26 protein-coding genes and 1 pseudogene are annotated in these 26,282 nt (G+C 59.3%); 6 read left to right on the forward strand and 21 right to left on the reverse strand.

What is annotated here, in order from left to right; translation table 11 throughout:
• Positions 1 to 302: 302 nt before the first annotated feature.
• The 7 genes from GT003_RS29175 to ychF form a co-directional block, all read right to left on the reverse strand.
• Positions 303 to 1,403, reverse strand: coding sequence for an L-threonylcarbamoyladenylate synthase (locus GT003_RS29175; protein ID WP_161704761.1), 1,101 nt, complete (start codon positions 1,401 to 1,403; stop codon positions 303 to 305).
• A 154-nt stretch (positions 1,404 to 1,557) separates the two neighbouring features.
• Positions 1,558 to 2,304, reverse strand: a complete 747-nt coding sequence (gene spoIIR / locus GT003_RS29180) for a stage II sporulation protein R (protein ID WP_161704642.1) — start codon at positions 2,302 to 2,304, stop codon at positions 1,558 to 1,560.
• 922 nt (positions 2,305 to 3,226) lie between these two features.
• Complete coding sequence (locus tag GT003_RS29185; protein WP_420831456.1) at positions 3,227 to 4,450, reverse strand: N5-glutamine methyltransferase family protein; 1,224 nt, start codon at positions 4,448 to 4,450, stop codon at positions 3,227 to 3,229.
• A gap of 155 nt (positions 4,451 to 4,605) precedes the next feature.
• Positions 4,606 to 5,679, reverse strand: a complete 1,074-nt coding sequence (prfA, locus tag GT003_RS29190) for a peptide chain release factor 1 (RefSeq protein ID WP_161704644.1) — start codon at positions 5,677 to 5,679, stop codon at positions 4,606 to 4,608.
• Positions 5,680 to 5,920: 241 nt separating this feature from the next.
• Positions 5,921 to 6,574 (reverse strand): nitroreductase family protein, encoded by a 654-nt coding sequence (locus GT003_RS29195; protein WP_161704646.1) that lies wholly within the window; start codon positions 6,572 to 6,574, stop codon positions 5,921 to 5,923.
• Positions 6,575 to 6,722: 148 nt separating this feature from the next.
• The gene (locus GT003_RS29200; RefSeq protein ID WP_161704648.1) at positions 6,723 to 7,193 is read right to left on the reverse strand and encodes an RrF2 family transcriptional regulator; all 471 of its coding nucleotides are present in this window, start codon (positions 7,191 to 7,193) and stop codon (positions 6,723 to 6,725) included.
• A 252-nt stretch (positions 7,194 to 7,445) separates the two neighbouring features.
• Positions 7,446 to 8,546, reverse strand: a complete 1,101-nt coding sequence (ychF, locus tag GT003_RS29205) for a redox-regulated ATPase YchF (RefSeq protein ID WP_161704650.1) — start codon at positions 8,544 to 8,546, stop codon at positions 7,446 to 7,448.
• A 306-nt stretch (positions 8,547 to 8,852) separates the two neighbouring features.
• Here ychF and GT003_RS29210 point away from each other — a divergent pair, with 306 nt between their 5' ends.
• The gene (locus GT003_RS29210; protein WP_161704652.1) at positions 8,853 to 9,140 is read left to right on the forward strand and encodes a hypothetical protein; all 288 of its coding nucleotides are present in this window, start codon (positions 8,853 to 8,855) and stop codon (positions 9,138 to 9,140) included.
• A gap of 110 nt (positions 9,141 to 9,250) precedes the next feature.
• Positions 9,251 to 9,397 carry a hypothetical protein gene (locus GT003_RS32200; protein ID WP_170312376.1) on the forward strand — a complete coding sequence of 49 codons (147 nt, stop codon included), beginning with the start codon at positions 9,251 to 9,253 and terminating at the stop codon, positions 9,395 to 9,397.
• 163 nt (positions 9,398 to 9,560) lie between these two features.
• Here GT003_RS32200 and GT003_RS29215 read toward each other — a convergent pair whose 3' ends face one another.
• Entirely contained in the window at positions 9,561 to 10,334 is a 774-nt protein-coding gene (locus tag GT003_RS29215; protein ID WP_161704654.1) for a TipAS antibiotic-recognition domain-containing protein, read from the reverse strand.
• A gap of 223 nt (positions 10,335 to 10,557) precedes the next feature.
• On the reverse strand, positions 10,558 to 11,826 hold the full coding sequence (locus tag GT003_RS29220) for a molybdopterin-dependent oxidoreductase (protein WP_161704656.1): 1,269 nt from the start codon (positions 11,824 to 11,826) through the stop codon (positions 10,558 to 10,560).
• 597 nt (positions 11,827 to 12,423) lie between these two features.
• Here GT003_RS29220 and GT003_RS29225 point away from each other — a divergent pair.
• Positions 12,424 to 12,657, forward strand: coding sequence for a hypothetical protein (locus tag GT003_RS29225; RefSeq protein WP_161704658.1), 234 nt, complete (start codon positions 12,424 to 12,426; stop codon positions 12,655 to 12,657).
• Between the two features lie 307 nt (positions 12,658 to 12,964).
• Here the strand turns inward: GT003_RS29225 and trxA are convergent, their stop codons facing one another.
• From trxA to GT003_RS29240, 3 genes are all read right to left on the reverse strand, one after another.
• Positions 12,965 to 13,276 (reverse strand): thioredoxin, encoded by a 312-nt coding sequence (gene trxA / locus GT003_RS29230; RefSeq protein WP_161704660.1) that lies wholly within the window; start codon positions 13,274 to 13,276, stop codon positions 12,965 to 12,967.
• 73 nt (positions 13,277 to 13,349) lie between these two features.
• Positions 13,350 to 13,775, reverse strand: a complete 426-nt coding sequence (locus GT003_RS29235; RefSeq protein ID WP_161704662.1) for an RrF2 family transcriptional regulator — start codon at positions 13,773 to 13,775, stop codon at positions 13,350 to 13,352.
• 128 nt (positions 13,776 to 13,903) lie between these two features.
• Complete coding sequence (locus GT003_RS29240) at positions 13,904 to 14,794, reverse strand: DUF72 domain-containing protein (protein WP_161704664.1); 891 nt, start codon at positions 14,792 to 14,794, stop codon at positions 13,904 to 13,906.
• A gap of 313 nt (positions 14,795 to 15,107) precedes the next feature.
• On the opposite strand from GT003_RS29240, the gene GT003_RS29245 reads away from it, so the two are divergent.
• A complete protein-coding gene (locus tag GT003_RS29245; RefSeq protein ID WP_161704666.1) occupies positions 15,108 to 15,737 on the forward strand; it encodes a DsbA family oxidoreductase in 630 nt (209 codons plus the stop codon).
• A gap of 90 nt (positions 15,738 to 15,827) precedes the next feature.
• On the opposite strand, the gene GT003_RS29250 is transcribed toward GT003_RS29245, so the two are convergent.
• From GT003_RS29250 to GT003_RS33190, 4 genes and pseudogenes are all read right to left on the reverse strand, one after another.
• Entirely contained in the window at positions 15,828 to 16,442 is a 615-nt protein-coding gene (locus GT003_RS29250) for a YjgB family protein (protein ID WP_161704668.1), read from the reverse strand.
• 258 nt (positions 16,443 to 16,700) lie between these two features.
• Complete coding sequence (locus tag GT003_RS29255; protein ID WP_161704670.1) at positions 16,701 to 17,024, reverse strand: SMR family transporter; 324 nt, start codon at positions 17,022 to 17,024, stop codon at positions 16,701 to 16,703.
• A 29-nt stretch (positions 17,025 to 17,053) separates the two neighbouring features.
• Positions 17,054 to 17,455 (reverse strand): DMT family transporter, encoded by a 402-nt coding sequence (locus GT003_RS29260; protein WP_161704672.1) that lies wholly within the window; start codon positions 17,453 to 17,455, stop codon positions 17,054 to 17,056.
• 447 nt (positions 17,456 to 17,902) lie between these two features.
• A pseudogene (locus GT003_RS33190) lies at positions 17,903 to 18,059 on the reverse strand (TetR/AcrR family transcriptional regulator); the annotation flags it as partial.
• Positions 18,060 to 18,863: 804 nt separating this feature from the next.
• Here GT003_RS33190 and GT003_RS29270 point away from each other — a divergent pair.
• Entirely contained in the window at positions 18,864 to 19,970 is a 1,107-nt protein-coding gene (locus GT003_RS29270) for a helix-turn-helix domain-containing protein (RefSeq protein WP_161704687.1), read from the forward strand.
• Between the two features lie 18 nt (positions 19,971 to 19,988).
• Positions 19,989 to 20,318, forward strand: coding sequence for a YnfA family protein (locus tag GT003_RS29275; RefSeq protein ID WP_161704689.1), 330 nt, complete (start codon positions 19,989 to 19,991; stop codon positions 20,316 to 20,318).
• A 110-nt stretch (positions 20,319 to 20,428) separates the two neighbouring features.
• On the opposite strand, the gene GT003_RS29280 is transcribed toward GT003_RS29275, so the two are convergent.
• The 5 genes from GT003_RS29280 to cobA all read right to left on the reverse strand — a co-directional run bounded on the left by GT003_RS29280 (position 20,429) and on the right by cobA (position 26,282).
• Positions 20,429 to 21,199 carry a GTP cyclohydrolase II gene (locus tag GT003_RS29280; protein WP_161704691.1) on the reverse strand — a complete coding sequence of 257 codons (771 nt, stop codon included), beginning with the start codon at positions 21,197 to 21,199 and terminating at the stop codon, positions 20,429 to 20,431.
• Positions 21,200 to 21,385: 186 nt separating this feature from the next.
• Positions 21,386 to 22,768, reverse strand: coding sequence for a beta-N-acetylhexosaminidase (nagZ, locus tag GT003_RS29285; RefSeq protein ID WP_161704693.1), 1,383 nt, complete (start codon positions 22,766 to 22,768; stop codon positions 21,386 to 21,388).
• 313 nt (positions 22,769 to 23,081) lie between these two features.
• Positions 23,082 to 23,906, reverse strand: a complete 825-nt coding sequence (locus tag GT003_RS29290; RefSeq protein ID WP_161704695.1) for an alpha/beta hydrolase family protein — start codon at positions 23,904 to 23,906, stop codon at positions 23,082 to 23,084.
• Between the two features lie 533 nt (positions 23,907 to 24,439).
• Positions 24,440 to 25,138, reverse strand: a complete 699-nt coding sequence (locus GT003_RS29295; RefSeq protein WP_161704697.1) for a DNA alkylation repair protein — start codon at positions 25,136 to 25,138, stop codon at positions 24,440 to 24,442.
• Between the two features lie 376 nt (positions 25,139 to 25,514).
• Positions 25,515 to 26,282: a uroporphyrinogen-III C-methyltransferase gene (cobA, locus tag GT003_RS29300; protein ID WP_161704699.1), complete on the reverse strand. Its 768-nt coding sequence runs from the start codon at positions 26,280 to 26,282 to the stop codon at positions 25,515 to 25,517.

Consider the following 26,282-nt stretch of genomic DNA (forward strand, 5'->3'; position numbering starts at 1 on the left):
TGGTTGGATTGGCAAGAAAGCTGGTTAAAGGCTGAGACGGCGATTCTAAGCGAAGGCAGTTTAGCGGAACGGTCAGGCTAGCGCGATGGGCAGGCTAGCGACGGGCGACATGCAATGGCCAGTGGCGAGTTGTGAGCCGTTATTCAAAGCGTTCTGCCGCGTGGGGCTGCGCAATTCGTGCAGCAGACCCTAGCCAGCGAAGCCTGGGATGAAGTGCTGCCGGTGACTTGCCAATGTAGTGCACCTCTTGGCTCGATTCGGCTTGGCTTGCGGCGCCGGCAGGCTGCGGCGCGACAGCCGCGTTAGACGCGGACGACCGCGTGGCCGGCTGCTTTGGCCAGGCGGTTCATGAGCGCGTGCCCGATGCCCTGCTCGGGGCACGTCTCGGCCCAGATGCGCTGCACGCCCTGCGCATCGAACTCGCGCAGCGAGGTATATAAGCCGTGCGCGGCGGTGTCGAGCCGCGCCAGGCTGCCGACGACGAGCACGCAGTCGGCGTCGTACCGGGCGGCATGCTCGGCAAAGGCGAGCACGCCCGTCCGCTCGCCGCTCTCGCGCGCCCTGCGGACGGCGGCATTGATCCAATCGGCGACCGCGCCCGGTTCGCCCTTGACCAGCTGCATCTGCCCTTGCGGCGCATAATGCGCGTACTTCATGCCGGGGGACCGCGGCGCCTGCCCGGCTGCCGCATCCTCCGCGGCTTCGGGCGCGGCGACGGCGTCGTAGACGACCGTCGCTCCGGCTTCCTGGAGGTCCTCGGCGGTGACCCCGCCCGGGCGCAGGATCCGTACGGTGCCGCCATCCACGACCTCGACGACGGTGGACTCCAGTCCCACGCCGGCGGCGCCGCCGTCGACAATGCCGTCGATCCGGCCGCTCAGGTCGCCCCGCACATGCGCGGCCAGCGTCGGACTCGGACGGCCGGAACGATTCGCGCTCGGCGCGGCGAGCGGGCAGCCCGATTCCGCGATCAGCGCGAGCGCCACGGGATGCGCAGGCATGCGCACTGCCACCGTATCGAGGCCTGCCGTGACGCGCGCCGATACCGCGCCGGGCTTCACGGGCAGCACGATCGTCAGCGGCCCCGGCCAAAACCGGTCCATGAGCCGATCCGCCAACGCGCCAGCTCCCTCCGCCGCAAGCGGAAGCGTCAGCTCTGCGAGCTGCGCGAGGTCCGAGATATGGACGATGAGCGGATTGTCCGAAGGCCTGCCTTTGGCCTCGAAGATCCGCGCCACCGCATCCGTCCGGCGAGCGTCCGCGCCAAGACCATACACCGTCTCCGTCGGAAAGGCGACGGCGCCTCCCGCTCGCAGCAATTCCGCGGCCGCTCGCAACTGCTCACGATCCGGATCCTGGCTGTCCACGCGCCAAAAGCTTGTATTTCGTAGAGGTACATTCATATTCACGTTCGTTTCTCCAGCTTCTGCAAAAATGCTTCTTTTTATAGCTATTATACCATACGCGTTACCGCATGAAACAAAGCAGGCCCGCTCACGGCTGCCTATAAAAAAATCAGGCCCATTCGCATAACGCGAGTGAGCCTGTCGTCCATCATTAGCTGAACAGATGTTTGATGAAGCTGAAGATCGATTTGAGCAGCTCCCACAGGAAAAACTTCACTTCCGGCTGCTGCGGCGCGCCGTTGTCGCTACCGTCTACCGCAGAGGCCTTCGCGTCTGTTTGCTTGACGTTTGCTGCGTTGTCCACTTGTTTATTGCTGTCATTCCCGGTATCGCCCGCTTTTGATGCCGCTGTCGTCACGGCTGCCGTCGCCGGGGTTGATGATTCGCCGCTCACGGCGTCCACGAAGCAAAGAGGAGGAAACAGCACGCACCACCAGTTCTGTCCGGCACCTGCGCCGAGGGTAATACGAAGCGCTTCATAGTTGCCGGCCGGGTAAACTTCCGTACCGTATATTTTGGTGGGGAACGGGACGATCCCGAGTTCCGCCTTGTATCCGTAGTGGAATCCGCGCGCTTGGAGCTTCGCGGCAATCAGAGTATTGATGTCGCCTATGCGGGCGTTGATCGTGCTGCGGGCTTCTTCGATCGTTTGGGGACCGGTAACCCAGGTTTTCATTTCCTCGACGATCGCATCGCGAACCTCGCGCTTGACCAGTTGGTCCATCGCGCTATCGGAATTCGCGAGAATGCGCAGGCGGATGGATTCCGAAGGGATGCTGCCGCCGGCAATCGCCGCGTCTGCACGCTGGAGCTCCCAGCTCATGAGAAGAATTGCCGCAATCAGAACAACGTAGCCGTACACCGGACGATAAGGAAAACGGGAATAAGTGCGGATCATTTGACACAAGCTCCTTTGTGGCACCCGTCGGTGCGGCGGCTTGCGTTCCGGAACGATAATATTCCCATTATGTCCGGCGATGGCAGTCTCTAAACCTAGCAATCTAGTGAAATTGAGAATCTGTCGGCGGGCGTTGGAGCGGCGGGGGTGCGGCGGGCAAAGGGGTGGGAAGGCGAAGTTAGTGGCGCCTGGGGCGGGCTGTGGAGTTGCTGGCTCGGCATGGCGGGTTGCGAAGCTGCTTGCGTGCGACGATGGGCTGCGGTGCTGCTGGCTTGCGAGGATCTGTAGCGAAGCTGTTAACTCCCGGGGCGGTGCTCAAAACTGGCGGCATGAGAAAACGGGCTGCGGAGTTGCTTGCATGCATGGACGGTCTGAGGAGTAGCTGGCGCGGGAAAACGAGTTGCGAAGCTTTGGCACAAGTCTGCGGGCTGTGAAGCTACTGCACGATGGGACGGGCCTCGGAGCTATGGGAACGCGGAAAGACGGGCTACGTAACTGCTAGTACGAGAGGAATGGCTGCGGGGCAACCTTCTGTCTAACGAATGTCACAAACCTTATTCGTGCGATTTTGCCTTCTGCCAAACTCTAACGATTACAGGAGAGCTTATTCGTCGAAAAACAGGCCCTAACGAGCGATTCGAGGAGCATTAACGCCTGTGAGATGCGTTAGAATTCCAAACGGCTCCAAAACCCGCCAATAAGGCTTCTGAGGATCGTTAGATTTTTCTCCGTCCTCTTCCGTCCCCCCCAATGTAGCGCGTGCAGACCGAAGCAGTGATCTAACAACTTCGAACAGAGTCGGGGGACGCGCCCGGACTCGTTATGATGCGGTATGTGTGAATGGCTAAAAAGAAAAAGCCAGCCCCGTCGTTAACAGGTGCCGGCTTAGCGTACCTCTATCGCGCAGTTATCGCCGCGCGTTCTACTCCACCGCCAGCACATGGCGGTCGATGCCCGCATAGTCAGGGATGATGCGGACTTCGCGCCAAGCGCCGATGCCGCGCAGCAGGTCGGCGACCGCCTCGGCCTGGCCGATGCCGAGCTCGAAGCCGACGATGCGCGGCAGCGCGGAGAGCTGCGAGAGCTGCTCCGCCATGCGGCGGTACGGCGTAAGGCCGTCGTCGCCGCCGTCGAGCGCGAGCCGCGGCTCGTGATCGCGCACCTCCGGCTGCAGGCCGGCAATGTCGCCCGCCGGTATATACGGCGGGTTGGAGACGAGCACGTCGATGCGCAGGCCGGCTACGCCTCCGGCCGCGCCATCGACGCTGCCGGGCCGCGGCTGCGCGAACGGCCCGAGCAGGTCGCCCTGCACGAACGTCATGCGCGCGGCCGCTTCATGGCTCGCCGCGTTCGTGCGGGCGACCGCCAGCGCGTCCGGCGACAGGTCGGACGCGCACACCCGCCATCGCGGACGCAGCGTCGCCAGCGTCACGCCGATGGCGCCGCTGCCCGTGCCGACGTCGACGACCGTCGGCACGGCAGCGCTGGCCGCGGCAAGCGGCTCGCTCCCGATCTCCGCAGCTGATGCAGCCTCACCGGCTCCCTCGGCACCAGCAGGTCCGTCATCTCCCTGCTCCCCTGCAGTTCCCGCGGCCGTAGTCCCTAGCGCTTCCGCAGCTCCCCGGGATGCTGTCCCTCCGGCTCCTTCAGTCCCCTCGGCAAACTCAGCTCCCGACGCCTCCGGCCACAGCCGGTCGGCCGCTTCCAGCACGGCCTCCACGAGCAGCTCCGTCTCCGGCCGCGGGATGAGCACGGCCGGCGTCACCGCGAACGGCAAGCCGTAGAACCATTGCTCGCCGATCAGATATTGCACCGGCTCGCCCGCGGCCTTGCGCGAGAGCAGCTCCCGCCACCGCTTATAATGCTGCGGCGGGAACGGATCCCGCCAATCGCGCAGCAGCTGCGCGCGATCAAGACCCAGCACATGCAGGAGCAGAAGCTCCGCATTGCTGCGCGGTTCCGCGATGCCGCGCGCCTGCAGCATCGCGGCCGCCTTCAGACAAGCATCCGCGATCGTCATGGGGATGAGCAGCGACACGCCGACCCCCTCTGCTTCCAGCAGCGCAGCCACTTCTTCGGGAACTCCGCAGTCCCCATCCCGACCGTCCTTATCCGCATCGCTTCCATGATCCTTGTGCTCCGCCATATCCACACCGCTCCTTCCATCCGCGTACTCAGCCGTTCAATCCATCTCTCAGCGTCGTGAGGCACCAAAAACGGGAGCGTGCCAAGGGGCAGCGCTGATATCGCTTCAGCGTTCTCCCCAAGACTGCTCCCGTTCATCCCGACTATTGCGGGCGATTACGCCAAGTTCTCGCGTTCCATCAATTCCGTCTGCGCCGTCAAAGTCAGCGCGTTGATGATCTCTTCCATGTCGCCGTTCAGCACGGAATCCAGCTTGTGCAGCGTCAGGCCGATGCGGTGATCGGTCACTCGGCTCTGCGGGTAGTTGTACGTGCGGATCCGCTCGCTGCGGTCGCCCGTGCCCACTTTGCTCTTCCGTTCGCCGGCGTACTTGGCCTCTTCCTCTTGGCGCTTCAAATCCGAGATCCGCGCGCGAAGCACTTGAAGAGCCTTCGCCTTGTTCTCGTTCTGGGACTTGCCGTCTTGACACTGCGCCATGATGCCCGTCGGCACGTGAAGCACGCGCACGGCGGATTTGGTCGTGTTGACGGACTGGCCGCCCGCGCCGCTGGAGCAGTACGTATCGACGCGAATGTCTTTATCGAGAATCTCGACTTCGACCTCTTCCACTTCCGGCATGACGGCTACCGTCGACGTCGAAGTGTGGATGCGGCCGCCGGATTCCGTAACCGGAATGCGCTGCACGCGGTGCGCGCCGCTCTCGTATTTCAGCTTGCTGTACGCGCCTTTGCCCGTCACCATGAAGATGACCTCTTTGAAGCCGCCGAGATCGCTCTCGCTCGCCTCCATCAGCTCCACGCGCCAGCCCTGCGTATCGGCGAATTTCATGTACATCCGGTACAAATCCGACGCGAACAAAGCCGCCTCGTCGCCGCCGGCCGCGCCGCGGATCTCGACGATGACGTTCTTGTCGTCGTTCGGGTCCTTAGGAAGCAGCAGCACGTGAATTTCTTCTTCCAGCTGCGCCATGCGAGCGCTCAGCTCGTCGATCTCCATCTTGACCATCTCGCGCATATCGTCGTCGAGCTTCTCGTTCTGCATGACCTTCGCATCGTCAAGCTGCTCGGATACCTGCTTGTATTCCATATATGCCGTATAAGTGGGCTGCAAATCCGATTGTTCCTTGGAGAGCTCGCGCAGTCGCTTCGGTTCGCTTGCCACATCCGGATCGCACAACAGCTCGCTTAACTTCTCGTATCGATCGGCGAGTGCCTGTAAACGGTCCAACACTGTCTTCACCTCTATATTGTTTTAGAATAAATCCAATCTTCGTCTCCCTAGTATAACATAACGCGCCGCATTCCATAAACGTGACAATTTTGGAGAATTGGCAGGGATCGCAAGGCAGAGGCAGCCGATCTCAAAAAAGGAACCTTCCGTGCGCGGCCGCTGCGGCAGTGTTCGCCCCAGCGGCCGCGCAGACGCCTTCGCGTCCGACGGAAGATTCCCTCTTGCAGGTCATGCAATCGAATTAGTTGGACATGACGTTGTAGCTCGTGACTTCGTCGACCGCCAAACGGATCGTCGGATGTCCCGGCTTCGCCGCCTTGCCGACCGCAATCAGCATGATAGGCAGGTAACGCTCGCTGACACCGAACGTTTCCTTGAACTTCGAGGCGTCATAGCCGCCCATCGGCACCGTATCCCAACCGCGTGCGCGTGCCGCAAGCATCAATTGCATGGAGACGAGGCCTCCGTCCGTTGCCACGATCTTCGTTCTCACTTCGGAGGGCAGGGACGAATACATCCCGACGGAGCGCTCCACGAACGCTTTCGCCGTGTCGGCCGGCATGAAGCCCGCTTCGACCGCGCGGCCGAAAATCGTCTCGGTCAGCTTGTAGGATTCCATGTCTCCCAGCACGGCGATGACCGCGGAGGCTTCCACCACTTGCTGTTGATTGAACGCGATCGGCAGCAGCTGCTGCTTCAGTTCTTCGGAATCGATGACGAGGAAGCGCCAAGGCTGGAGGTTCGAAGAAGACGGGGCCAGTATCGCCTCCCCGAGCAGCTCGTTTATTTCCTCGCGGGAAATTTTGAAGTTCGGATCGTACGCTCTAACGGACCGGCGCTCGCGGATAACCGTGGAGAAAGCTTGTTCTTCGCCTTGTTTTTGTTGAGTAGCCATCATGAATTCCTCCCAATAATAAAATGATTTCTAGTCTGTGTTAAAATCTGCACAGTATAGATCAAAAAAATAGCCGTCACTTGCAGTATATGTGTCTCCGATCAACTGTTGCATATATCGCACAGTATAAGGCGAAAAAAATCCGTTGTCAACCGCCTGCTTTTTCATGCTTGCTTTCGCAATTGATCGTCCGGTCAGCCAACTCGCCAAGCGTGTATCTCCCGAGCAGCGCCTGAAGCGATTTGTCCATCTCGGTCGAAATCTCGGAGAAAATCGTATTCATCTCCACGCCAAACGGATGCGTCCCCGTCGTCTCCTTCATGCCGTTGCAAAGCGGATCCGCGACCTGCAGCGCATTGAAGACGTCGGCGAGGGAAACCGTATGCGGGTCCTTGCGCAGGCGATAACCGCCGTCGCGGCCTTCGCGCGTCTCGAGTATGCCTCCCCTTGCGAGAATGGCGAGGATGCGTCGAAGCAAGGTCGGCTCGGACTGAAGCTGGAGAGCGAGTTCCGCGCTCGGACAAGTTTGGACGTTGTCCCGGGACAAAATGACAAGCGCCTGCAGGGCAAGCCCGAACCACTTGGGATTATGAGAGCCCGTGCATTTCTCCATGTTCATTTTGATTCCCTCCTTATCGCGCTGCGTGAGCTTCGTGTGCTTGAATTGTATCGAATCCGCGAGCCCCCGGCAAGAGGCAAATCCCTGGCTTTGTAACGGAGATGTACCGGGTTCGAGCATCTGCCGGGCTGATGAGATAGCGATTGAGCCAACTTCCGGCCGACTTCAAGCCGCGTCGGAATCGGCATCGATGCGCGCACAAGCAAAAGACCCGGTGGCCCGGGTCCCTGTCGATGACGATATGAGCCAATCTTATACGTTGAAACGGAAATGCATGACGTCGCCGTCCTGCACCACGTATTCTTTGCCTTCCAGACGGAGCTGGCCGCGCTCTTTGGCCGCGTTCATGGAGCCTGCCGCCATCAGATCATCGTACGAAACAACCTCGGCACGGATGAAGCCGCGTTCGAAATCGGTATGGATGACGCCCGCCGCTTGCGGCGCCTTCATGCCCTTGCGGATCGTCCAGGCGCGAACTTCCTGCACGCCGGCCGTGAAGTACGTGTACAACCCAAGCAGCTTGTAAGCCGCGTGAATGAGGCGGTTCAAGCCGGATTCCGTCAGGCCGAGCTCTTCCAGGAACATTTCCTTGTCTTCGCCTTCCAGCTCCGCGATCTCGGCTTCCACTTTCGCGCTGATCGGCACGACTTGCGCGCCTTCGGCCTTGGCGAATTCGCGCACGAGCTCGACGTAGCTGTTGCCGTCGGAATTCGCCGCTTCGCCCTCGCTGACGTTAGCCGCGTACAGCACCGGTTTCATCGTCAGCAGGTGAAGATCGCGCACGAGCGCCTTCTCGTCATCGGAGAGTTCGATGCTGCGCGCGGGCTGATCGTTGTACAGCGCTTCTTTGATGCGTTCGAGCGTTTCCACCTCTTGGGCAACCTTCTTGTCGCCGCCCTTCAGGTTTTTGCGGGAGCGCTCGATTTTGCGGTCGACGGAGTCGATGTCCGCCAAGATCAGCTCGAGGTTGATCGTGTTGATGTCGCCGATCGGGTCCACTTTGCCGGATACGTGCGTGATGTTGTCGTCCTGGAAGCAGCGAACCACGTGCACGATCGCGTCCACCTCGCGGATGTGGGCGAGGAACTTGTTGCCAAGGCCTTCGCCTTTGCTCGCGCCCTTCACGATTCCCGCGATATCGATGAATTCGAAGGCGGTCGGCACCGTTTTGTTCGGCACCACCAATTCCGTCAATTTATCCAAACGCTCGTCCGGCACCTCCACGACCCCGACGTTCGGGTCGATCGTGCAGAACGGATAGTTCGCGGACTCCGCGCCCGCTTGCGTAATTGCGTTAAACAGCGTCGATTTGCCTACGTTCGGCAAGCCAACGATACCAGCTTTCAAAGCCATTGCCGTACACCCCTGTTCCGTTTTAAACAATCTCAGGCCATTATACATGAAGGGACCTAAATAAAAAAGGCGAATCCGTCCCCTTCCCGCAATTTGCCTGTATCTTGTCCATGGTCATCGAGCCAGTCCGTCCCCGACCCCCCGCAAGGCCTGGAGCCTCCGAAAGCTGGAATTACCTCCCCTTCAGCCGCAGGGACTTTCTTCCTTATTTGGAACCGATTCATTGCGGGAAACGATGCCAGCCTTTAGGATGAAACTATTCTGCGGCGTCGCGATTGTCGCGGCTTCAATAGGGGAGGTTCGAAAATGACGTTCGGCATGACGCTTCTCGAGATCTTCGTCGCGTTGGTTTGTTTGGCCGTACTGTTCGGGGTTTGGGTGAACAGCGACGACCCCGCGCTAACGGGACTCGCCATTCTGACCGCATTGCTGACCTTCAATGCGATTCTGCTTGCGCAAGCATTAGGCTCGGAAGGAGCTTACCTTTTCTTTCGCCTGTCGCTTTCGGCCGCCCGCGTCTGGCTGTCGCTCAATCTGACCGGGGCGCTCATTGCGTTCACCGCCTATATCTTCGTAAAACAAGCCGACAGGTAGGGTGTATGAATTCCTGCGATTCAAGACCTCGATTCCATCGTTCTCAGCGCATGCCGGCCCCGCAATCCGAACATACTACGGGCGACGTTACCTGTTGGAGGTGAAACGGCATGGAGAACAAGACCCACGAAGGCAATTACAAAGGCACCACCCATATGAAAGCCAAAAACCAAGACATGGCCTTCGTCAACGATACATTGGAGGACGCCAAGTCCATCACGAATTACAGCAGCGTGAAGAAGAAAACGGATAAATAACGCGCAGGCTCCGATTGAACATCCGGCCCTTACCCGTTATCGCAACCCGACATTTCGGGCGGCCAAAACCGCCCAGGCAGAACAAAGGCGCCCGCCTCGGTCTACTTGACCGAACGGACGCCTTTGTTGTTGTTCCGCTTGCCTGCAGGCATACGGAAGCAGTCTACGCACCACCGCCTGCCGCGCCGGTATAAATATGGATCGCATCCCGCAGGAATTCGGCCGTCCCGGGCTGGTTCACGTCGTAATACGCCCGGAAGCGCTCGTCGTCCACGTACATTTGCGCCAGATTGGCATGCGCCTCCTTGCTGTAACCGTCCCAGTAGAAGCTCAGCCATTGGCGGTGCAGGTCCGCAGCGCGCTGGGCGGCCTCGCCTGCCGGATCCCCGGTCTTGAACGCCTCCGCAAGCGTACCGAGCACCTCCTGCGTCAGCCGGTTCTGCTGCTCGTGCTGCTCCTGCGTCATGCCTTTCAGCTTGGCGTTCGACCTGTTTACGGCATCGTCGCCGTATTTCTCCCGCGCTTCCTTGCCGTACTGCTGCTCGTTCTCGTCGATCATCCGCTGCTTGAAGCCCTCGAATTTCTCTTGGTCGCTCATGTCTGTTCTCCCCTCGGCCGATGCGATCGTCTTCTCCACGTTCGCGATAAGCGCATCGAGCTGTTTTCGTTTATCGAGAAGCTGCTCGCGATGCCGGCGCAGGGCCGCTTCGCCGTCGAAGGCCGGGTCCGTCACGATTGCTTTGATCTGGTCCAAATGAACGCCGAGCTCCCGATAGAACAGGATCTGCTGCAGCTTGCCGACCTCGGCCTGACCGTAAATCCGGTAGCCGGACGCGTTCGTCCTGGCCGGCTTCAAGAGTCCGATCTCGTCGTAGAACCGCAGCGTCCGCGTGCTGATTCCCGCGAGCCTGCCCAGCTTCTGCACGGTGTATTCCACCTTCTCACCTCCCGATAACCTCACTCTACACATTGACGTAACGTGAATGTCAAACCCGAATTTCGCGGGGAAATAAAATCAATCATGCTCCATCGCCGACTCCATATAGCCTGCCGTTTCAGCCGCCGGTCCAATCAAAAACCCGGCGTGCCGCAGCGCCGGGTTAATAGATTATTTGCATGGTTGGAGCGAACCGCAGTTTGCAGGAATACTTCTAATCCTTCTAGATCCACGCGTCCTTGGAGTAGCCGCGCTCTTCCCAGTACCCGGTATGATCGTAGTCGATCAGCTCGATGATTTTCAGCCACTTCACCGACTTGTACGCGTACATCTTCGGCACGACGAGCCGAACGGGACCGCCGAGATCGCTCGGAATCGGCTGCCCGTCGTGGAGGACGGCAACGATGACGTCGTCCATGTCCGCCTGCTCCAGCGTCAGCGAGTCCGTGTAGACGCCGTCGCCGGAATAAAATTTGACCATTTTGGCGCTCGATTTCACCCCGGCCATGCGAAGAAGGTCCTTCAGCTTGATGCCTTCCCACGTGTTGCTGTATACCGACCAGCCCGTGACGCAGTGAAAGTCGCTGACCTGCACCTCGCGCTTCAACGCCACGAACTGCTCCCAGTTCCACTGCAGCTTCTTCTCGACCAGCCCTTCGACGGTCAATGAAAAATTGCTATTGTCGAACTTCGGGATCGGCGTAACCGTGTACACGCGAAACGAACCCTTGCTGCCTCCGCCGATCGGCGGACTGGAGGCCGGCAGCGGCGAAGGCGCGGGTATCAGCCTGTTGGCATCCTTCTCTACCGCCGCGCTGTAATCCATTCCGGAGCCCAGCTGATTGCCGAGCCAGCGCAGGAAAGACGGCCCCGCCGCAATGGCGATGCCGGCGCCGACGGCCGTCTTGATGAAAGTCGCCCGCGACATCACGGCCGTGGGCTTCGCCGCCGGATGGAGGCCGTCATTTCGGCCCGCGCTCGAAGCATCGACCGCTAAGCCCTCGCCGACCCGACCGGTCTTCACGGTGCGGCGGTGCGGCTCCTTGAGCCATTTGAGCCGCGTGACGGAATGATAAATAACGTAAGGCAGGCCGATCCACGTGAGCAGATCATGGACCAGCAGCGCGTTGCTCGACCAGCGCGGCCCGATGGCCCGGAACTGCCACAGCAGCAGGCCCGAGATCAGCCAGCCGACGAGCAGCGCAAACACGATAATGACATTGGCCTTCTGCGCCGTCTTGCCTCGCAGCTGCTTCCAGTGCTTCCCGGCAAGTAGCAAATAATACACGACCGGCAAGAGCGAAGCGATCCCGACGATGATATGCACGTACCGGATGATGACGCGTCCCTCTCCGAGAATGCCGCGCCACAGTCCTTGGAACAAGATCAATCCCGTAAACGCCAGCACAACGACAATCCAACCGTTCCAAGCATGCAGGGACACCAGCTTCTTGCCATATCCCTTGCGAAGCTTACTCAGCCATCCCGCCATGGGATCGACCTCCTCATTCCGCATTCGAGATTACTACGGTTACGAATCCGCAAAGAGCAGAAAGCGCTTTTACCTTATTATAACGCTCCGGGCGCAGGAAACGAACTCGGTGTAGCATATATTCCCTTCCAGCATAGCGAAGGAACATAACCGAAGAACAACGAAAAGATTACGAAAGTATTAAATCAGCGGGGTCCAATCGGACGCGGGGCTCGTGCGAGTGGCGCGCGAAGCGCGGCCGACAGCGCAGCTGGCCGCACCGGCGCAGCCAAGCGGAAGCGAGGCAAGCACTGCGCAAAGCGCATCAAGCGCGAAATAGACGAGCGACGCGAGGCGCGCATAAGCGTCGCGCGAAGCGCAGCGGACAGCGCAGCGGACAGCGCAGCTGGCCGCACCGGCGCAGCCGAGCGGAAGCGAGGCAAGCACTGCGCGAAGCGCATCAAGCGCGAAGCAGACGAGCGACGCGAGACGCGCATAAGCGTCGCGCGAAGCGCGGCGGACAGCGCAGCTGGCCGCACAGGCGCAGCCAAGCGGAAGCGAGGCAAGCACTGCGCGAAGCGCATCAAGCGCGAAGCAGACGAGCGACGCGAGGCGCATATGAGCACGGAGCGCGAAGCGCCGGCGGACAGCGCAGCTGGCCGCACCGGCGCAGCCAAGCGGAAGCGAGGCAAGCACTGCGCGAAGCGCATCAAGCGCGAAATAGACGAGCGACGCGAGGCGCATATGAGCACGGAGCGCGAAGCGCCGGCGGACAGCGCAGCTGGCCGCCCTCCGGCGAAGCCGAGCGGAAGCGAGGCAAGCACTCCGCGAAGCGCATCAAGCGCGAAATAGACGAGCGACGCGAGACGCATATGAGCACCGCGCGAAGCGCCGGCGGACAGCGCAGCTGGCCGCCCTCCGGCGAAGCCAAGCGAAGCCAGCCCAAAATAAAAACCGGGACGAGACGAAGGAGAGCGACCTTGGTGCGGAGCACCACGGAAGCGCTAATTCGTCTCGTCCCGGCTCACGGGCTGGCGAGCTTTCATCAAAGGGGGGAGGGGGGCATTGCCCCCACTCGCTCTACCACCCTGCGAAGGTTTGCGAATGGGAACGACTTTGGTGCGGAGCACCACGGGAGTGCCCATCGCAACACCGCAGCTTAGATTTGGCCTTGAATCTTATTCTTCAGCGAATCCTTCGACTGCAGACCAACCATTTTGTCGACCGGCTGTCCGTCTTTGAACAGGATCAGCGTAGGGATGGACATAACGCCGAATTGGGAAGCCAATTCAGGCTCTTCGTCGACGTTGATTTTACCGATGTTCGCCGTGCCGGCAAGCTCGGTGGAAAGCTCCTCTACGATCGGAAGCTGCATTTTGCAAGGTCCGCACCAAGGGGCCCAGAAGTCTACGAGCGTAACGCCGCTCTCGATGCTCGAATTGAAGTTATCTTTCGTCAATACTTGTGCCATAACACAATCATCCTCTCTACAAATAAGTTCGAAGCTATGGGAAGGGGACAAACCCGTCTCACCGATAAAGAAGCTAGCACTCCTTGCATTCCTTGATCTGGCCTAGGACATCGGAAATCGTAATTCCGCTGAAGTAGGCCTCCAGCTGCTTCTCCGCCTTGCAGAAAATCCCATCCATCACTTCCTGCATGTTGGAGCCGACGACACAATCCATATCCGGATTGCCCGAGCACCAGCTCGGGATAACGGAGCCCTGCGCCATGAGCCGATAAATATCGGCCAAATTGACGATCGCCGGGTCCAATGTCAGCCGGTAGCCGCCGCCCGCGCCTTCCCGCGTATCGACATAGCCGCCGCGTTTCAAGCAGCTCATGACTTTACGGATCCGGGCAGGATTGGTAGAGACGTTCTCGGCGATGGCCTCGCTCGGCGCCATGCGCTCCGGCAAGTAAGCCAAGTAAACTAAACTGTGGACGGCAATCGTGAATTCGCTGTTCATGGTTTAAGGCACCCCGCTTTGTACTGTAATCATATCAGTTACAGTTGAAGCTGTCAACGGCGTTGGCCTTATTATTTTGCGAAAAACGTCCCGTTCTTATTCGCGGGTTCTTATGTGCAGGACCGCGGTCAGTCCAGCTCGAACAGCTTCAGCTGCTCGGGCTCTTCCTTGGGCGGCGCCAGCTCGTAGGAGCCTCTCGGGGGCAGCTGGCCGAGCATGGCCATTAACTGCAGGGCATTGTCGGCGGCATCGCCGCCGGAGTTATTGTTGAACAGCACGCAAACCTCGTCCGACAGCCGCTCGAGCCGCCGCAGCCGTTCGGCCCATTCCGCAAGCTCCCGCTCATCGTACCGGTACAAATACCGGACATCGCGCCAATTCGGCTGACCCGCCGACACCCAGCCGTTCGCGTTGCGGCCGTGAAAACGCACGATCGTCAGCGCATCGTCGGCCGCCGCCTCCACGATGGGAATGCAGCCGTCCCCGACCTGCGGCTCGTCGCAAACGGTATGGATCCAGCCCTCGCGCCGCTCGAAAGCCAGCGTCTTCTCCCGCATCTCGCCGGCAAACCAGCTCTGATGGCGGAATTCCAGCCCGCATGGAACATCGCCCATTCGCGCTTTCGCGCTACGCAGGACATCGACGTTCTGGCGCGTGCAATTGAACCAAGGCGGGTATTGGAACAGCACGGCCATCAGCTTTCCCGCCGCCCGAATCGGCGCGATCGCGTCCAGGAACGCGCGGAACATCGCTTCTTCACCGTCAAACGGATGGCCGCCCTTGCCGCCGCGGGCATGGCCGGTCATGCCCTGGTAAGCTTTGATGACGAAACGAAAGCCCTCCGGGGTATCGCTCGCCCATTTCTCCATGACTTGCGGCGCTTGGATGGCGTAGAACGTGCTGTCTACCTCTACTACCCGAAACCAATGCGCGTAAACCGGCAGCTTGTTCCGCGAAGCGCCGGCTTCCCGGTACAGCTCGGAATGGTCCCCCCATCCGCAAAGCCCGATTTCGATCATAGCCGCCTGCCTCCTTTCGGATGCTTGTCCGCCCCTTCAGGAACGATTCCCGAATAATCACAGTGTACCGTTCATCGTTTAGGTAAATCAAACTTCCCGCCCCCCGTCTCTCAGCCGAATGCAGCGCTTTTCCGGAGCGGTACTTCGCTGGCGACTTGTTTCGGGACGCAGGTTATCGAACCCTTGATTGATTGCCCAATCTGCATTAGCATGGGGATAGGTCAATTAATGCGTACGTTGGCTGCTGCCATTCAAGCCGCCCGATTCGGGGCGGATCCACAAAATACACTCAGGGAAAGGTTGTCGTGATCAGATGCATATAGACCTCTATTCCGATATCGCTTGTCCATGGTGCCGAATCGGGAAACAGAACCTTGCCCGCGCTCTGCAGTTATGGGCCGAGCAAAACGACGAACCCGTTACCGTTGCTTATCATGCGTACCAATTGGATCCCGAATTGCCGGAAGAAGGTCAAGCGTTCGACGAAGCGATGATCAGAAAAATGGGCGGCGCGGATTCCATGAAGCGCGTCGTCGAGCATGTAACGGGCGCAGGCGCGGCGGTCGGGCTGACGTTCCGGTTCGACCGGGTCGGCAAGATGCCCAACACGCGGCTGGCGCACCGCTTCGTGGCTCTCCTTCCCGAAGAGAAGAAAGAAGAAGCCGTCGAAGCCTTGTTCAAATCGTACTTCGAAGACGGCGGGGACGTGACGCAGATGACGGAAATCTTGGCCGTCGCGGAACAAATCGGGGTGTATGCGCCCGATCTGCAGGAACGCTTGGAACGGGGCGAGGGCGAAGACGCCGTCGAGGCTGCCTTGAGGCGCGGGCGCCAAATCGGCGTGCAGGGCGTGCCGTTCTTCGTGTTCAATAACCGCTACGCGCTGTCCGGCGCGTATCCCGCGGAAGAGCTGTTCGGTCTGATGGGCGGCGCCAGGGTCTAAATACATGCATGATGCGCGCCTGTTAACGCGCAAAAAACGTCCGGAATCGGCTGCTGCCGACTTCGGACGTTTTTTTATGCGGTGCACGCTTTATTTGGCAGCTTTTGCCGCGTAGACGTTGATATGATCGATATGCGCCACTTTTCCCTTAGCGACCGTGCTCGGACCGACGAATTTCAGCTCATAGGCTGCCGCCGGATGGTACACGTAGATTTTATCCGTGCCGTTGAAGCGAACTTCCTTCGGCATGCCGAGCGTCTGGATAACGGAAGTGAAGGTCAACGACTTGATGCCTACCGACTGATCGACGGATTCGCCGAAGTTGCGGAGATCGTAGATGATTCCGGATGCATTGACGCCGAAGGCGAAGGCGCCTTTGCCCATGCCGAAGTTGTACCCTTCGTAGTGGTTGCCTTTTCCGGCGCCCGTATCCGGTTCGCCCCATTTATAATGAACGGCGGAGATCGGCGTTTTGCCCGCGATGGCGTTCAGCCCCGGAATCTTGCCTTGTTTGGCGAGCGAGTAGATGGTCTTGATATAGGCGCTGCCTTTTTGCGCGCTCAGGCTGGCCGCGGTCGTTGATGCGGTCGCGCTCGCTGCATGGGCTTGCGGATGCGGAACGAATGCGGCGGAACCCGCAACGATGACGCCGGCCAGGGCCAGCTTGCTCCATAGTTTCAGGGACGATTGATTGGTGCTCTTCATGATGCACACTCCTCTTCAGTGTATGTTTGCGCCTAGGGACGACGGCTTGACTGTTTTTCTCTACACCCTCATATTACCCACTCTGCCCAGCGGTTCCGTTACAAAAAAGTAACGAAATAGCTACAATAAAGTAACAAGTAACAATAGGAAAGTAAGCACGCAATCGCCCCATTGGCCGCAGCCGCGGAGAAGCGTTCGCGCGAAATGCCGCCGGCGCAGACCGGGAATCGATAGGAAAACACGAAAAAGACGGCCTGCTCAATGCACGCCGCCTACGAATTTCAGCCCTGCTGCGCCGATAATAATCATCGCGATAAAGACCAGTTTTCGTTTGTCCCTCGATTCGCCGAACACCAGCATCCCTAGAATGACGCTGCCGACGGAACCGATTCCCGTCCAGATCGCATAGGCCGTACTGATGGGTATGTCCTGCAGCGACCGCGATAAGCAGTAGAAGCTGACAAACCCCGAACCCAGCGCGAGCAGCGTGCCCTTCCAATTCTTAAAGCCGTTCGACAGCTTGATTCCCGTGACGCCCCCGACCTCCCCGAGTCCGGAAAGCAGCAAAAATAACCATGCCACGACAGATTCCCCCTTTCATGCGTTCTCTCTTAGTCTACAGAGGATTTCGTCGACTGAACCGTTTGCGCCGATGGAACTGCTTGGGGCGATTGGCTGGAACCTTCTGCCTCATCCCGGCCGGAAATCACCTTCAGTCCGACGATGCCGCCCACCAGCATGGCGATAAACAGCAGCTTCAATATATTCACGGGCTCGTCGAGCACGACGATGCCCACGATAACCGTGCCTACCGTTCCGATCCCCGTGAAGACCGCATAAGCCGTGCCGATCTCGACCCGCTTCATCGCTTTGGCGAAGAACACGAAGCTTACCGCTAGGAGCGCGATCGTGATCAGACTCGGCAGCCACCGGGTAAAACCCTCGGATTCCTGCAAGCCGTAGGCCCATGCCACTTCCAGGAAGCCCGCAATCAGCAAATACAACCATGCCATGGCATGTTCATCCTCCTTATCCCGCTTGCTCCGAACGAAGCGCGTGCTGCAGCCAGCCCCATAACAGGGTTTGCCGCCGGCGGTACAGCTCCGTATCGTACAGCTTGTGTTCCACGAGCAGCCCGTCGATGACGGCGTAGAAGAGCGCGAGCAGCCGTTCGACTCGTTCCTCGTTGTCCGCTTCCGTTCCCGCGCATTCGCGGAGCAGCTTCAACATTGGACCGGTAAACACATCCTCGTATGCGATAAACTCGCTCCGCAGACGCTCCTCCAAATTCCGCGGCGGCATCAGCATCGTCCGCTTCAGGAACGACTGCCCGTTGGTCAGCCCGTCGAGGTCGGTGAAGAAGCGGAATGCCGCGTAAAAGCGCTCTATAGGCGGCTGATCCTCCATGTTTTGGAGCAGCAGCGTGAACTTCTCGTGTTCTTCGTGTACCGCATCGTCCAGCAGCGCAAGAAACAGCTGTTCTTTGGACTCGAAATGCGCATAGATCGAAGGCGTCTTGATGCCGACGGATTTGGCGATCTCCGACAAGGAGACGCCGTCGTAACCCGACTCCGCGAACAGTGTCAGGGCAGCTTGCTTGAGACTTTTGGCTGTCATGGACATGCACTCCTTTTCGGCGCGAAGCGTGTTTCCTAACGAACGTTAGTTAACCTCTGGCTATGATAGCTTGGTACGGGGGTTCTGTCAAGGGGCTTCGGTTTTGCGAATGGGCGCTCCCGTGGTGCTCCGCACCAAAGTCGCTCCCATTCGCAAAACCTGCGCGGCGGGGTAGTGCACAAACCCTGGGGTCCCCCCTTCTCCCCGTAGGTGCGCTTCGCTTGCACCTTTCACTTCGTAGCTCCGGTTTTGCGATGGGCGCTCTCGTGGTGCTTCGCACCAAAGTCAGGCTCCGGTTTTGCGATGGGCGCTCTCGTGGTGCTTTGCACCAAAGTCGCTCCCATTCGCAAAACCTCCGCGGCGGGGTAGTAGTGCACAAACCTTGGGGGTCCCCCCATCTCCCCGTAGGTGCGCTTCGCTTGGCACCTTTTACTTCGGAGCTTCGGTTTCGCCCATGGGCGCTCCCGTGGTGCTTCGCACCAAAGATACTCCCATTCGCAAAACCTGCGCGGCGGGGTAATGCGCAACCTTGGGGGCCCCCGCTCCCCTCCATGAGCTGCGCTTTTCACTTCTAGCGTCTGTGTCGGCGGGGTAGTTCGTAAACACGGGTACTTCTCCCTTCCCCCTACGTGCCGCGCTTGGTGCCTTTTGCCTGCTACATCTTCGCCGCGTTGTAATTGGGTCTCTGCGCGGCCGTTTCTTTCTTCAATTACGTTCGTATCGGTGCCATGCCCACTGGAAATGGCTGGTTAATTATGTTATTATGTAATTACGTAATTACTAATTAATCGCGAGGTGATGAGAATGAACGACGAACGGAATTTCGGAGCAGAGTTGGATTGGCTGAAGGCGCAGGTCCTGCAGCTGCAGGACCTGATTGGGCGGCCGCCCGCTGCTCGGGCGGGCAGTGCCGCTCCCTTGGTTGCCGCCGATGAGCAGGCGCCTGCTCAAGGGGCCGTGCATTATGCCGGCACTTTTCGGCAGGAGAATACCCTGTTGAAGTGGGAGCCCCAGGAGCGCATTGCGGATGAGCTGCTTCGATTCGACAGCGACCGGGCGGCGAAGGTGTTGGCTGCGCTTGGCCATAAGCAGCGGCTGGATATCTTGCGTTCGCTGCTCGAGCAGCCGCAGACGGGGACCGCATTGGTCGAGCAGCTGCAGATGGGCACGACCGGACAGTTGTACCATCATATCAAGGCGATGGCAGGGGCCGACCTGCTGCGGCAGGAGGAGCGGGGCGGCGCTTATTCCGTTCAGCCCCGGCGCCTGCTTCCGATTCTGCTGCTCCTGGCGGCCGTGAATGATCTTAGCGATACGAGCGATTATATAGATATGACCGCGGTCAGGGAGCGGGCGGACGACTATTTGGGCTCGGCGATCATACCCGGCAATTGCGACCCGCATGCTTTGCTGTGGGCGGTGCTCGAGAATGCTCTGATGGAATATGAGGCCGGCTATTGCAGCGACATTGACCTGTTCCTCCACGACACGTCCATCACGGTCGCGGATAACGGCCGCGGTATCCCGACCTCGCTCCTCGGCGGAACCGGCACGGAACGCACTTGGCTGCACGCCGTCATGACCGACCTGCGGCAGCTGGCCATTCAGGGAGCTGAAGTCGCCGTACCCGGCAGCGCCAAAGGCATCAACATCGCGGTCGTCAACGCCATGTCCACGCAGCTGCAAGTGGAGGTCCGGCGGGAAGGAAAGATTTCGCGCCAAAGCTACAAGCACGGCATTCCGCAGCACCCCCTGCTCACGATCGGCATGACGGCCGAGACCGGGGCAAGCGTAACGTTCGAGCCCGATCCGGAGCTATTCGCCGGACGCTTCGATCGCGCGCAGATACAAGCACGCGCGGAGGCGATCCGCGCCGCTTATCCGGCACTCCGCATTCATGTCCATGCCTAACCGCCGAAAGGAGCTCCCATGATTATCGCCATCCTGCTCTTCCTGCTTGCCGGCATCGCCGAGATCGGCGGCGGCTACCTCGTATGGCTTTGGCTCAAAGAGGCCAAACCGCTTTGGTTCGGACTCGTCGGAAGCCTCGTGCTCGTTGCTTACGGCGTTATTCCGACGTTTCAAAGCTTCCCCTCCTTCGGTCGCGTCTATGCCGCATACGGCGGCGTGTTCATAGTCCTTGCCGTGCTCTGGGGCTGGCTCGTCGACCGCAAAGCACCCGATGCCTACGATTGGGTCGGCGCGGCGGTTTGCATTGTCGGCGTGTCCATCATGCTATGGGCGCCACGCTCCGCTTAACTTAGAAAGATCCGGATTCAGGACCGCAAACCGAAATAACCCGCGCCATTTCCGGCGCGGGTTCATTTCAATGCTGCTATTTCTATTCTCATACGACGGCGTTCAAGCTCTCACGGAATCGTCGATTCTTCGCTGAAATGCCCCGATCGGTTCACTTTCGTCTGCAAATACTTGCGGTTGAAATCCGACACGTCGCCCCACAGCGGCACGCGGCCGCCCACGTTCATGCCGGACGCCTTGAGCGCCTCCAGCTTCCGCGGATTGTTCGTGATCAAAGTCACCGGCTTGCTCCGCAGATGCTTCAGCACGACCAGCGTATCGTCATAGCTGCGCGTATCGTCCTTGAAGCCGAGCTCCAGATTGGCTTCCACCGTATCGTAGCCCTTCTCCTGCAGCAGGTACGCCATCGCCTTGCTGAACAGCCCGATGCCGCGGCCTTCGTGGTTGGCGAGGTAGAAGAGCGCCCCGTTTCCGTGAGAAACGATCATTTTCATCGATTGATGCAGCTGATAGCCGCAATCGCATCGCTTGCTGCCGAAGATGTCGCCCGTATGGCAGATACTGTGCATGCGGATGAGCGCATCCTCGCCGTTCGCAAAATCGCCATGCACGAGCACGCTCGACTGCTGCTTCTCCGCCAAATTCGAGGCCGACAGCTGCTCGATCAGAAACTCCGTCCGTTCGGTCTCCTTGCAGCCGCCTTCCTTATGAACGAGATCACGGCACGGCAGCCAGCAGTACCATTGGAATTCGACCGTTTCTCCATCCAAATTGACGGGCAGCTTAATCGGCCCTACCAAAATAATCGTGCCGCTCTTGCTTTTAATCGTCTCGATGTTCTGATCGAGCATGGAGACGATGTTCTCATCGATAACCGGCATTCCGTACCTCCTTGAACTTCGGCATTCGTCGAACGCTATTCATCCATCCGTATGGCTTTACCCGCTTAGGATTCCCACGGAATAAAAAATCAGCCGTTCCCCGCACAGCCTGCGCTGCCGTCGAGAACGGCCTTTATCACGCCATATCCGTCCCTGCCGTTCTCTATAAACCGGCCGTCTTCCCGGTCAGTGCCCGGCGATAGCTTTCTTGATGGCTGCATTCACGCCGCTGACGTCGGGATGCGCGCCAACGGCTGCGTCGCTCAGCTTGTATTTCTGCTTCATCGTCAGAATGCGGATAACGCTCTCGTCGATCCGCTTCTCCGTCAGGCCGCCCTTCTGGATGCTTTGCTTCAAAGCGGTCAATACCGTCTTCGCATCCTCGTAACCGTGCGCGAGCAGGATGATGTCGCTGCCGGCTTTCACCGTTGTGACCGCAGCCTGCGCCAGTCCGAAATGATTGGCGATCGCGCCCATCGTCATGTCGTCCGTAATCACGACGCCGCGATAGCCAAGCTCCCCGCGCAGCTGATCCGTGATGATCGTCTTGGAGAGGGATGCCGGCATGGCTTTGTCGATACTCGGGAACAGAATATGCGCCACCATTACCATGTCCACGCCATCCTTGATTGCGGCTTGGAACGGCAGCCATTCGAACTTTTTCAGCTGGGACAAGCTCTTGTTCACGACGGGCAGCTCGAGATGGGAATCCACCGACGTGTCTCCATGCCCCGGAAAATGCTTCACGACCGAAATGACGCCCTTCTTCTGAATGGCCTCCATGACAGCCAAGCCCATATCCGTCACCCGCTTCGAGGTCGTGCCGTAGGAACGATCGCCGATGACGGGGTTGTCCGGATTGCTGTTGATATCCAGCACTGGGGCAAAATCCACGTTGAAGCCCATCAGTTTGCTCGCCTGCCCGAGCGCGCTTCCGATCGCGCTTGCGTACGACACGTCCCCCGTATCGCCGATTACCCTCGCCGCGGGAAACTTGAGCAAGCCCGGCAGCCTGCTGACACGGCCGCCCTCCTGATCCACAGAGATCAACAGCGGCGACGGATTAGCCTTGTTCCACGCTTTGAGCTGATTGACGTACGCAGCCACGCCCGCCGGCGTCGTGACGTTATTCTTATAGAAAATAAAGCCGCCGACATGCTGCTGCTGAATCAAAGCTTTGGTCTGCGCGCTGGCCTCTGTCCCGTCGAGCCCGGCGATGACCATCTCGCCCAGCTTCTCGTCAAGCGACATCCGCTTCAGTTGCTCCGCGGCAAGCTCAGCAGGCGTAGGCGGCTGTTCTGCCGGTTCCTCAGGGTCCGCCGGCTGGGACGGCGCGCTTCCGGAGTCGTTCGGTTCCGCCGGTGGCTGCGAAGGTTCGTTCCCGGATGTATGATCCGGCTGGTCCGGGGTTTGCGAAGGCGGATTCCCATCCGCAGGCGTCTTCGGCGGCTCGACGCTGCCCGAAGGCGTCGTCCCGCCGCCGGTCGTTCCTTCGTGATTTTCGCTGGTTCCACAGCCGCTCACAAGGGCGATGGACAGCGCCAGCAGGATAAGCCCTATTTTTTTCATCATATAAGTCTCCACTCGTTTCAAGGATGTCTTCCTAGTCTTACCCTATCCGACGAAAGAAGACACGCGAAATGTTGCAGTTCGGCCCTGGTCAGAGGAGGAAGGCTAAACATCTCATGAGGAAAAAGGATGAATGCTGCATTTCCTGTCTTCCGACAGCGAACGCAAACCAATCATCCTGCGCAAACCAATCTCTATGCTTACGAAGCGGCTGTATACTGCGTTCTCTGACCTTCGTCGGAAAGGATGAATGCTGCATTCCCTGTCTTCCGACAGCGAACGCAAACCAATCATCCTACGCAAACCAATCAGCTTAAATCGTCCACTGGCTCCAGTCGCCCCGGCGCTTGCCGATGCCGTCGATCCAACGAAGCGAGACATCGAACAGCTCGTCGCGGGAGGCTTTGCTGGAGAAGGTATGGTTCCCCTGCAGGATGACTTCCTTATCGCAATTGCCTTCCTTGCGGAGCCAAAACATTTTCTGATACAAGAAGCAGTAGTCCACCGGAATGACCGTATCCCCCGAACCATGGACGATGAGCACGTCGCCGGCGTACGCGCGCGTTTCCGTCAGCGGCTGATATTGGGCGAGCGAGTCGGTGAAGCGCTTCGTGAACAAGTAATGCAAATGATCCGTCTGGCCGACGGTCTCGATTTCCTTGATCGCCTTGGTGCCGATAATGTTGCGGATATCCATGTACGGATGCGCGACCGGCGCCCATAGGACCAGCGACCTCACGCGCGTATCCCGCGCCGCCGTCAGTACGGCGACCGCGCCGCCCAGGCTGTGCCCCAGGAGAATGAGCCGTTCCGAATCGACCAAATCAAGACCCGACGCATAATCGATGACCGTTCGCGTCTGCGCGATCAGCTCGTCCAAGCCGCCGCTGCCATAGTCGCCGGAGCTTTCGCCGCAGCCGCCGTAGTCGAAGCGCAGCACGAGATAGCCGCTCTTGGTCAATCGTTCCGCCGCCTCTACGAACAAGCGGTCCGTTCCCATCCGATTGCCTACAAACCCGTGGCAGATGATGACAAGCGGATACTTCTCCGCGTATCTAGCGCCTTCCTTTACGACCGGGTACTGCAGCACGCCTGCCAGCTCGATATCGCCGCTTTTGATTGTTATGGGATGATTCATGTTCGGCACCACCTTATTCCTATAATTCCTACCTACTTTGTTGGAATTAAGAATATCACGGTTCCTGCCCCTCCGTCAATTGGCATTTTGGCTAGATGTTAGGCAGCAGAAACGATCTCTAATCGGAGCTCCGGATTTCATAATCCGATGCCAACGAAGCTGGATTCCACTCTATTGGCTCAAAGTTGTATAACGTGCACCTTTTCCAGCCTAAAAACTTGGAAAAAACTGAATTTATGTAGATACTGCAAGAATTTCGCCCGATTTCGCCCGATATGAACCATTTCACCGTTATTTTGTGTAGTTTATGCAACTTTGCATAGTAGGCAGGGCAAATCGCCACATGATTTATGTATTCCATGCAACTTTCATTATCAGCCCTTCATATGAGAGCCAGCTATGGCGGGTTTCGACTACTTGCTCTCATGCATATCTACCAACCGAATCCGAGCATGTCTCGCTCAAACCCGCCAGCCTTCCTCTTTTTGCCGCAACTATACGTCGACATCATTTGCACCGACCATACGGCACTGTCATTCACCGATATGTTTTAGCGCTTCGCGCACGCTGAGCGGAGACAGTTCCGTCTCGCGAACGAAGGCACGCACCGCGTCAGGGTCGCTCTTCCCGTACTCTCGCAGCGCCCAGCCGATCGCTTTGCGCATGAAGAAGTCACTCTCGTGCGCCGTGCGGCGGATGAGCGAGAACAGCAGTGCCGCATCCGTGCGATCTTTATACCCGAGTTGATATAGAATGGCACTACGGCGAAGCCACAGGTTGTCCGAGCCGATCCATTTCTCCACATACGCCGGCACCAGCTCCGGATGCTTGCCGAACGCCGCGCCTGCCAAGTGACTAGCCAGCAAATCCACCGTATCCCACCAGGATTTCGTTGTAATCAGATGTTCCAACAGCTCCATCCGCTCCGGGCCCAGCTCCTTCTTCCGCTTCTCCATAAGCAGCATCGCCGTATAATGGAACTCCCGCTCCGGCAGCGCCCATAGCAAGCGGACGACCGACCCCAGCTCGTCCATTGCCGGCACGCCATGCTCCTTCATGAACGGCTTCGTCAGCGCAGCCCGTTCCGGCGTACGAATACCCAGAAAAGAAAACTGATCCCGCATGTACGCCTTCATCTCGACCGTCTGCTCCGCGTTCGCATGGCTGCGAAGCAACGTCTCCAGCTTGTCGGCATAGGCTGCAGCGCTTCCCGTTCGTACGGTTCCCGCCATTCCATCCACCTCCTTAGCTATATGCAGTGAATTATACCAAAAACGACGGGTGTGGTGGGCAGCCAGGTGCCGGGTGCGAGGTGCGGGTGCGGGGTGCGGGTGCGGGGTGCGGGTGCGGGTGCGGGTGCGGGTGCGGGGTTACGAGGTACGGTGCACGGAGGTGCGGGGCTACGAGGTACCGGGCACGAAGGTGCGGGGTGCGGGGGTGCGTGATTGCGTGATTGTGTGATTACGGGGGTGCGGGGTTCACGCTCCAGCCCCTGTTTTAATTTCCTAGTACCCCGCCACAAACAAAGCAGCCTCACCCCGATTACATCGGAATACGGCTGCCCTGGATAACCTAACCTCTGTGCTATCGAAGCTAATATGGAACGGATTAATCCTGCAGAACCGCCTCGACCGCGCGCCACCGCAGCTTATCCCGCATCGTGACGACCGGTCCGATGACGATGGCCGCCGGGCTGCTCAGTTCCGCCGTTTCCGGCATCGCCGCGATCGTCTTCAACGTACCGACGACTACCCGCTGCTCCGCCAACGTGCCGCTCTGGATCAGCGCGATCGGCGTGACCGGAGACTTGCCGTTGCCGAGCAACTGCTCGACGATATAGGGCAGCTGCTGCAGCCCCATCAGGACGACAAGCGTCTCCGCGCCCGCCGCCCACCCCCAGTCCACGCAGGCGCCGTCTTTATCCGCGCACTCATGGCCCGTGATGACGGCGAACGATGCGGCAAGCTTTCGGTGCGTCACCGGAATGCCGGCATAGGCGGGCGCGGCGATGCAAGAGGAGACGCCCGGTATGATTTCAAACCGAATGCCCCGCTCGGCCAGATACGCCGCTTCTTCGCCGCCTCGGCCGAATACGAACGGATCGCCGCCCTTCAGGCGGGTCACCGTAAGCCCGCGCTCCGCATGCTCGGCAAGCAGCGCGTTGATCTCGTCCTGCTTCAGCGTATGATGGCCCGATGCTTTGCCGACGTAAAGCAGCTCCGCGCCTCGGCGCGCTTCCATTAACAGCGCATCGGATACGAGCCTGTCGTAGATGATGACATCCGCGCAGCGAATGCTCTCCAAGCCGCCAACGGTAATCAGCTTGGGATCGCCCGGCCCCGCGCCGGTTAAGTAGACTATTCCGCTATGACCCAT

Source organism: Paenibacillus sacheonensis (genome assembly GCF_009909195.1).
GTDB classification, from domain to species: Bacteria; Bacillota; Bacilli; order Paenibacillales; family Paenibacillaceae; genus Paenibacillus_Z; species Paenibacillus_Z sacheonensis.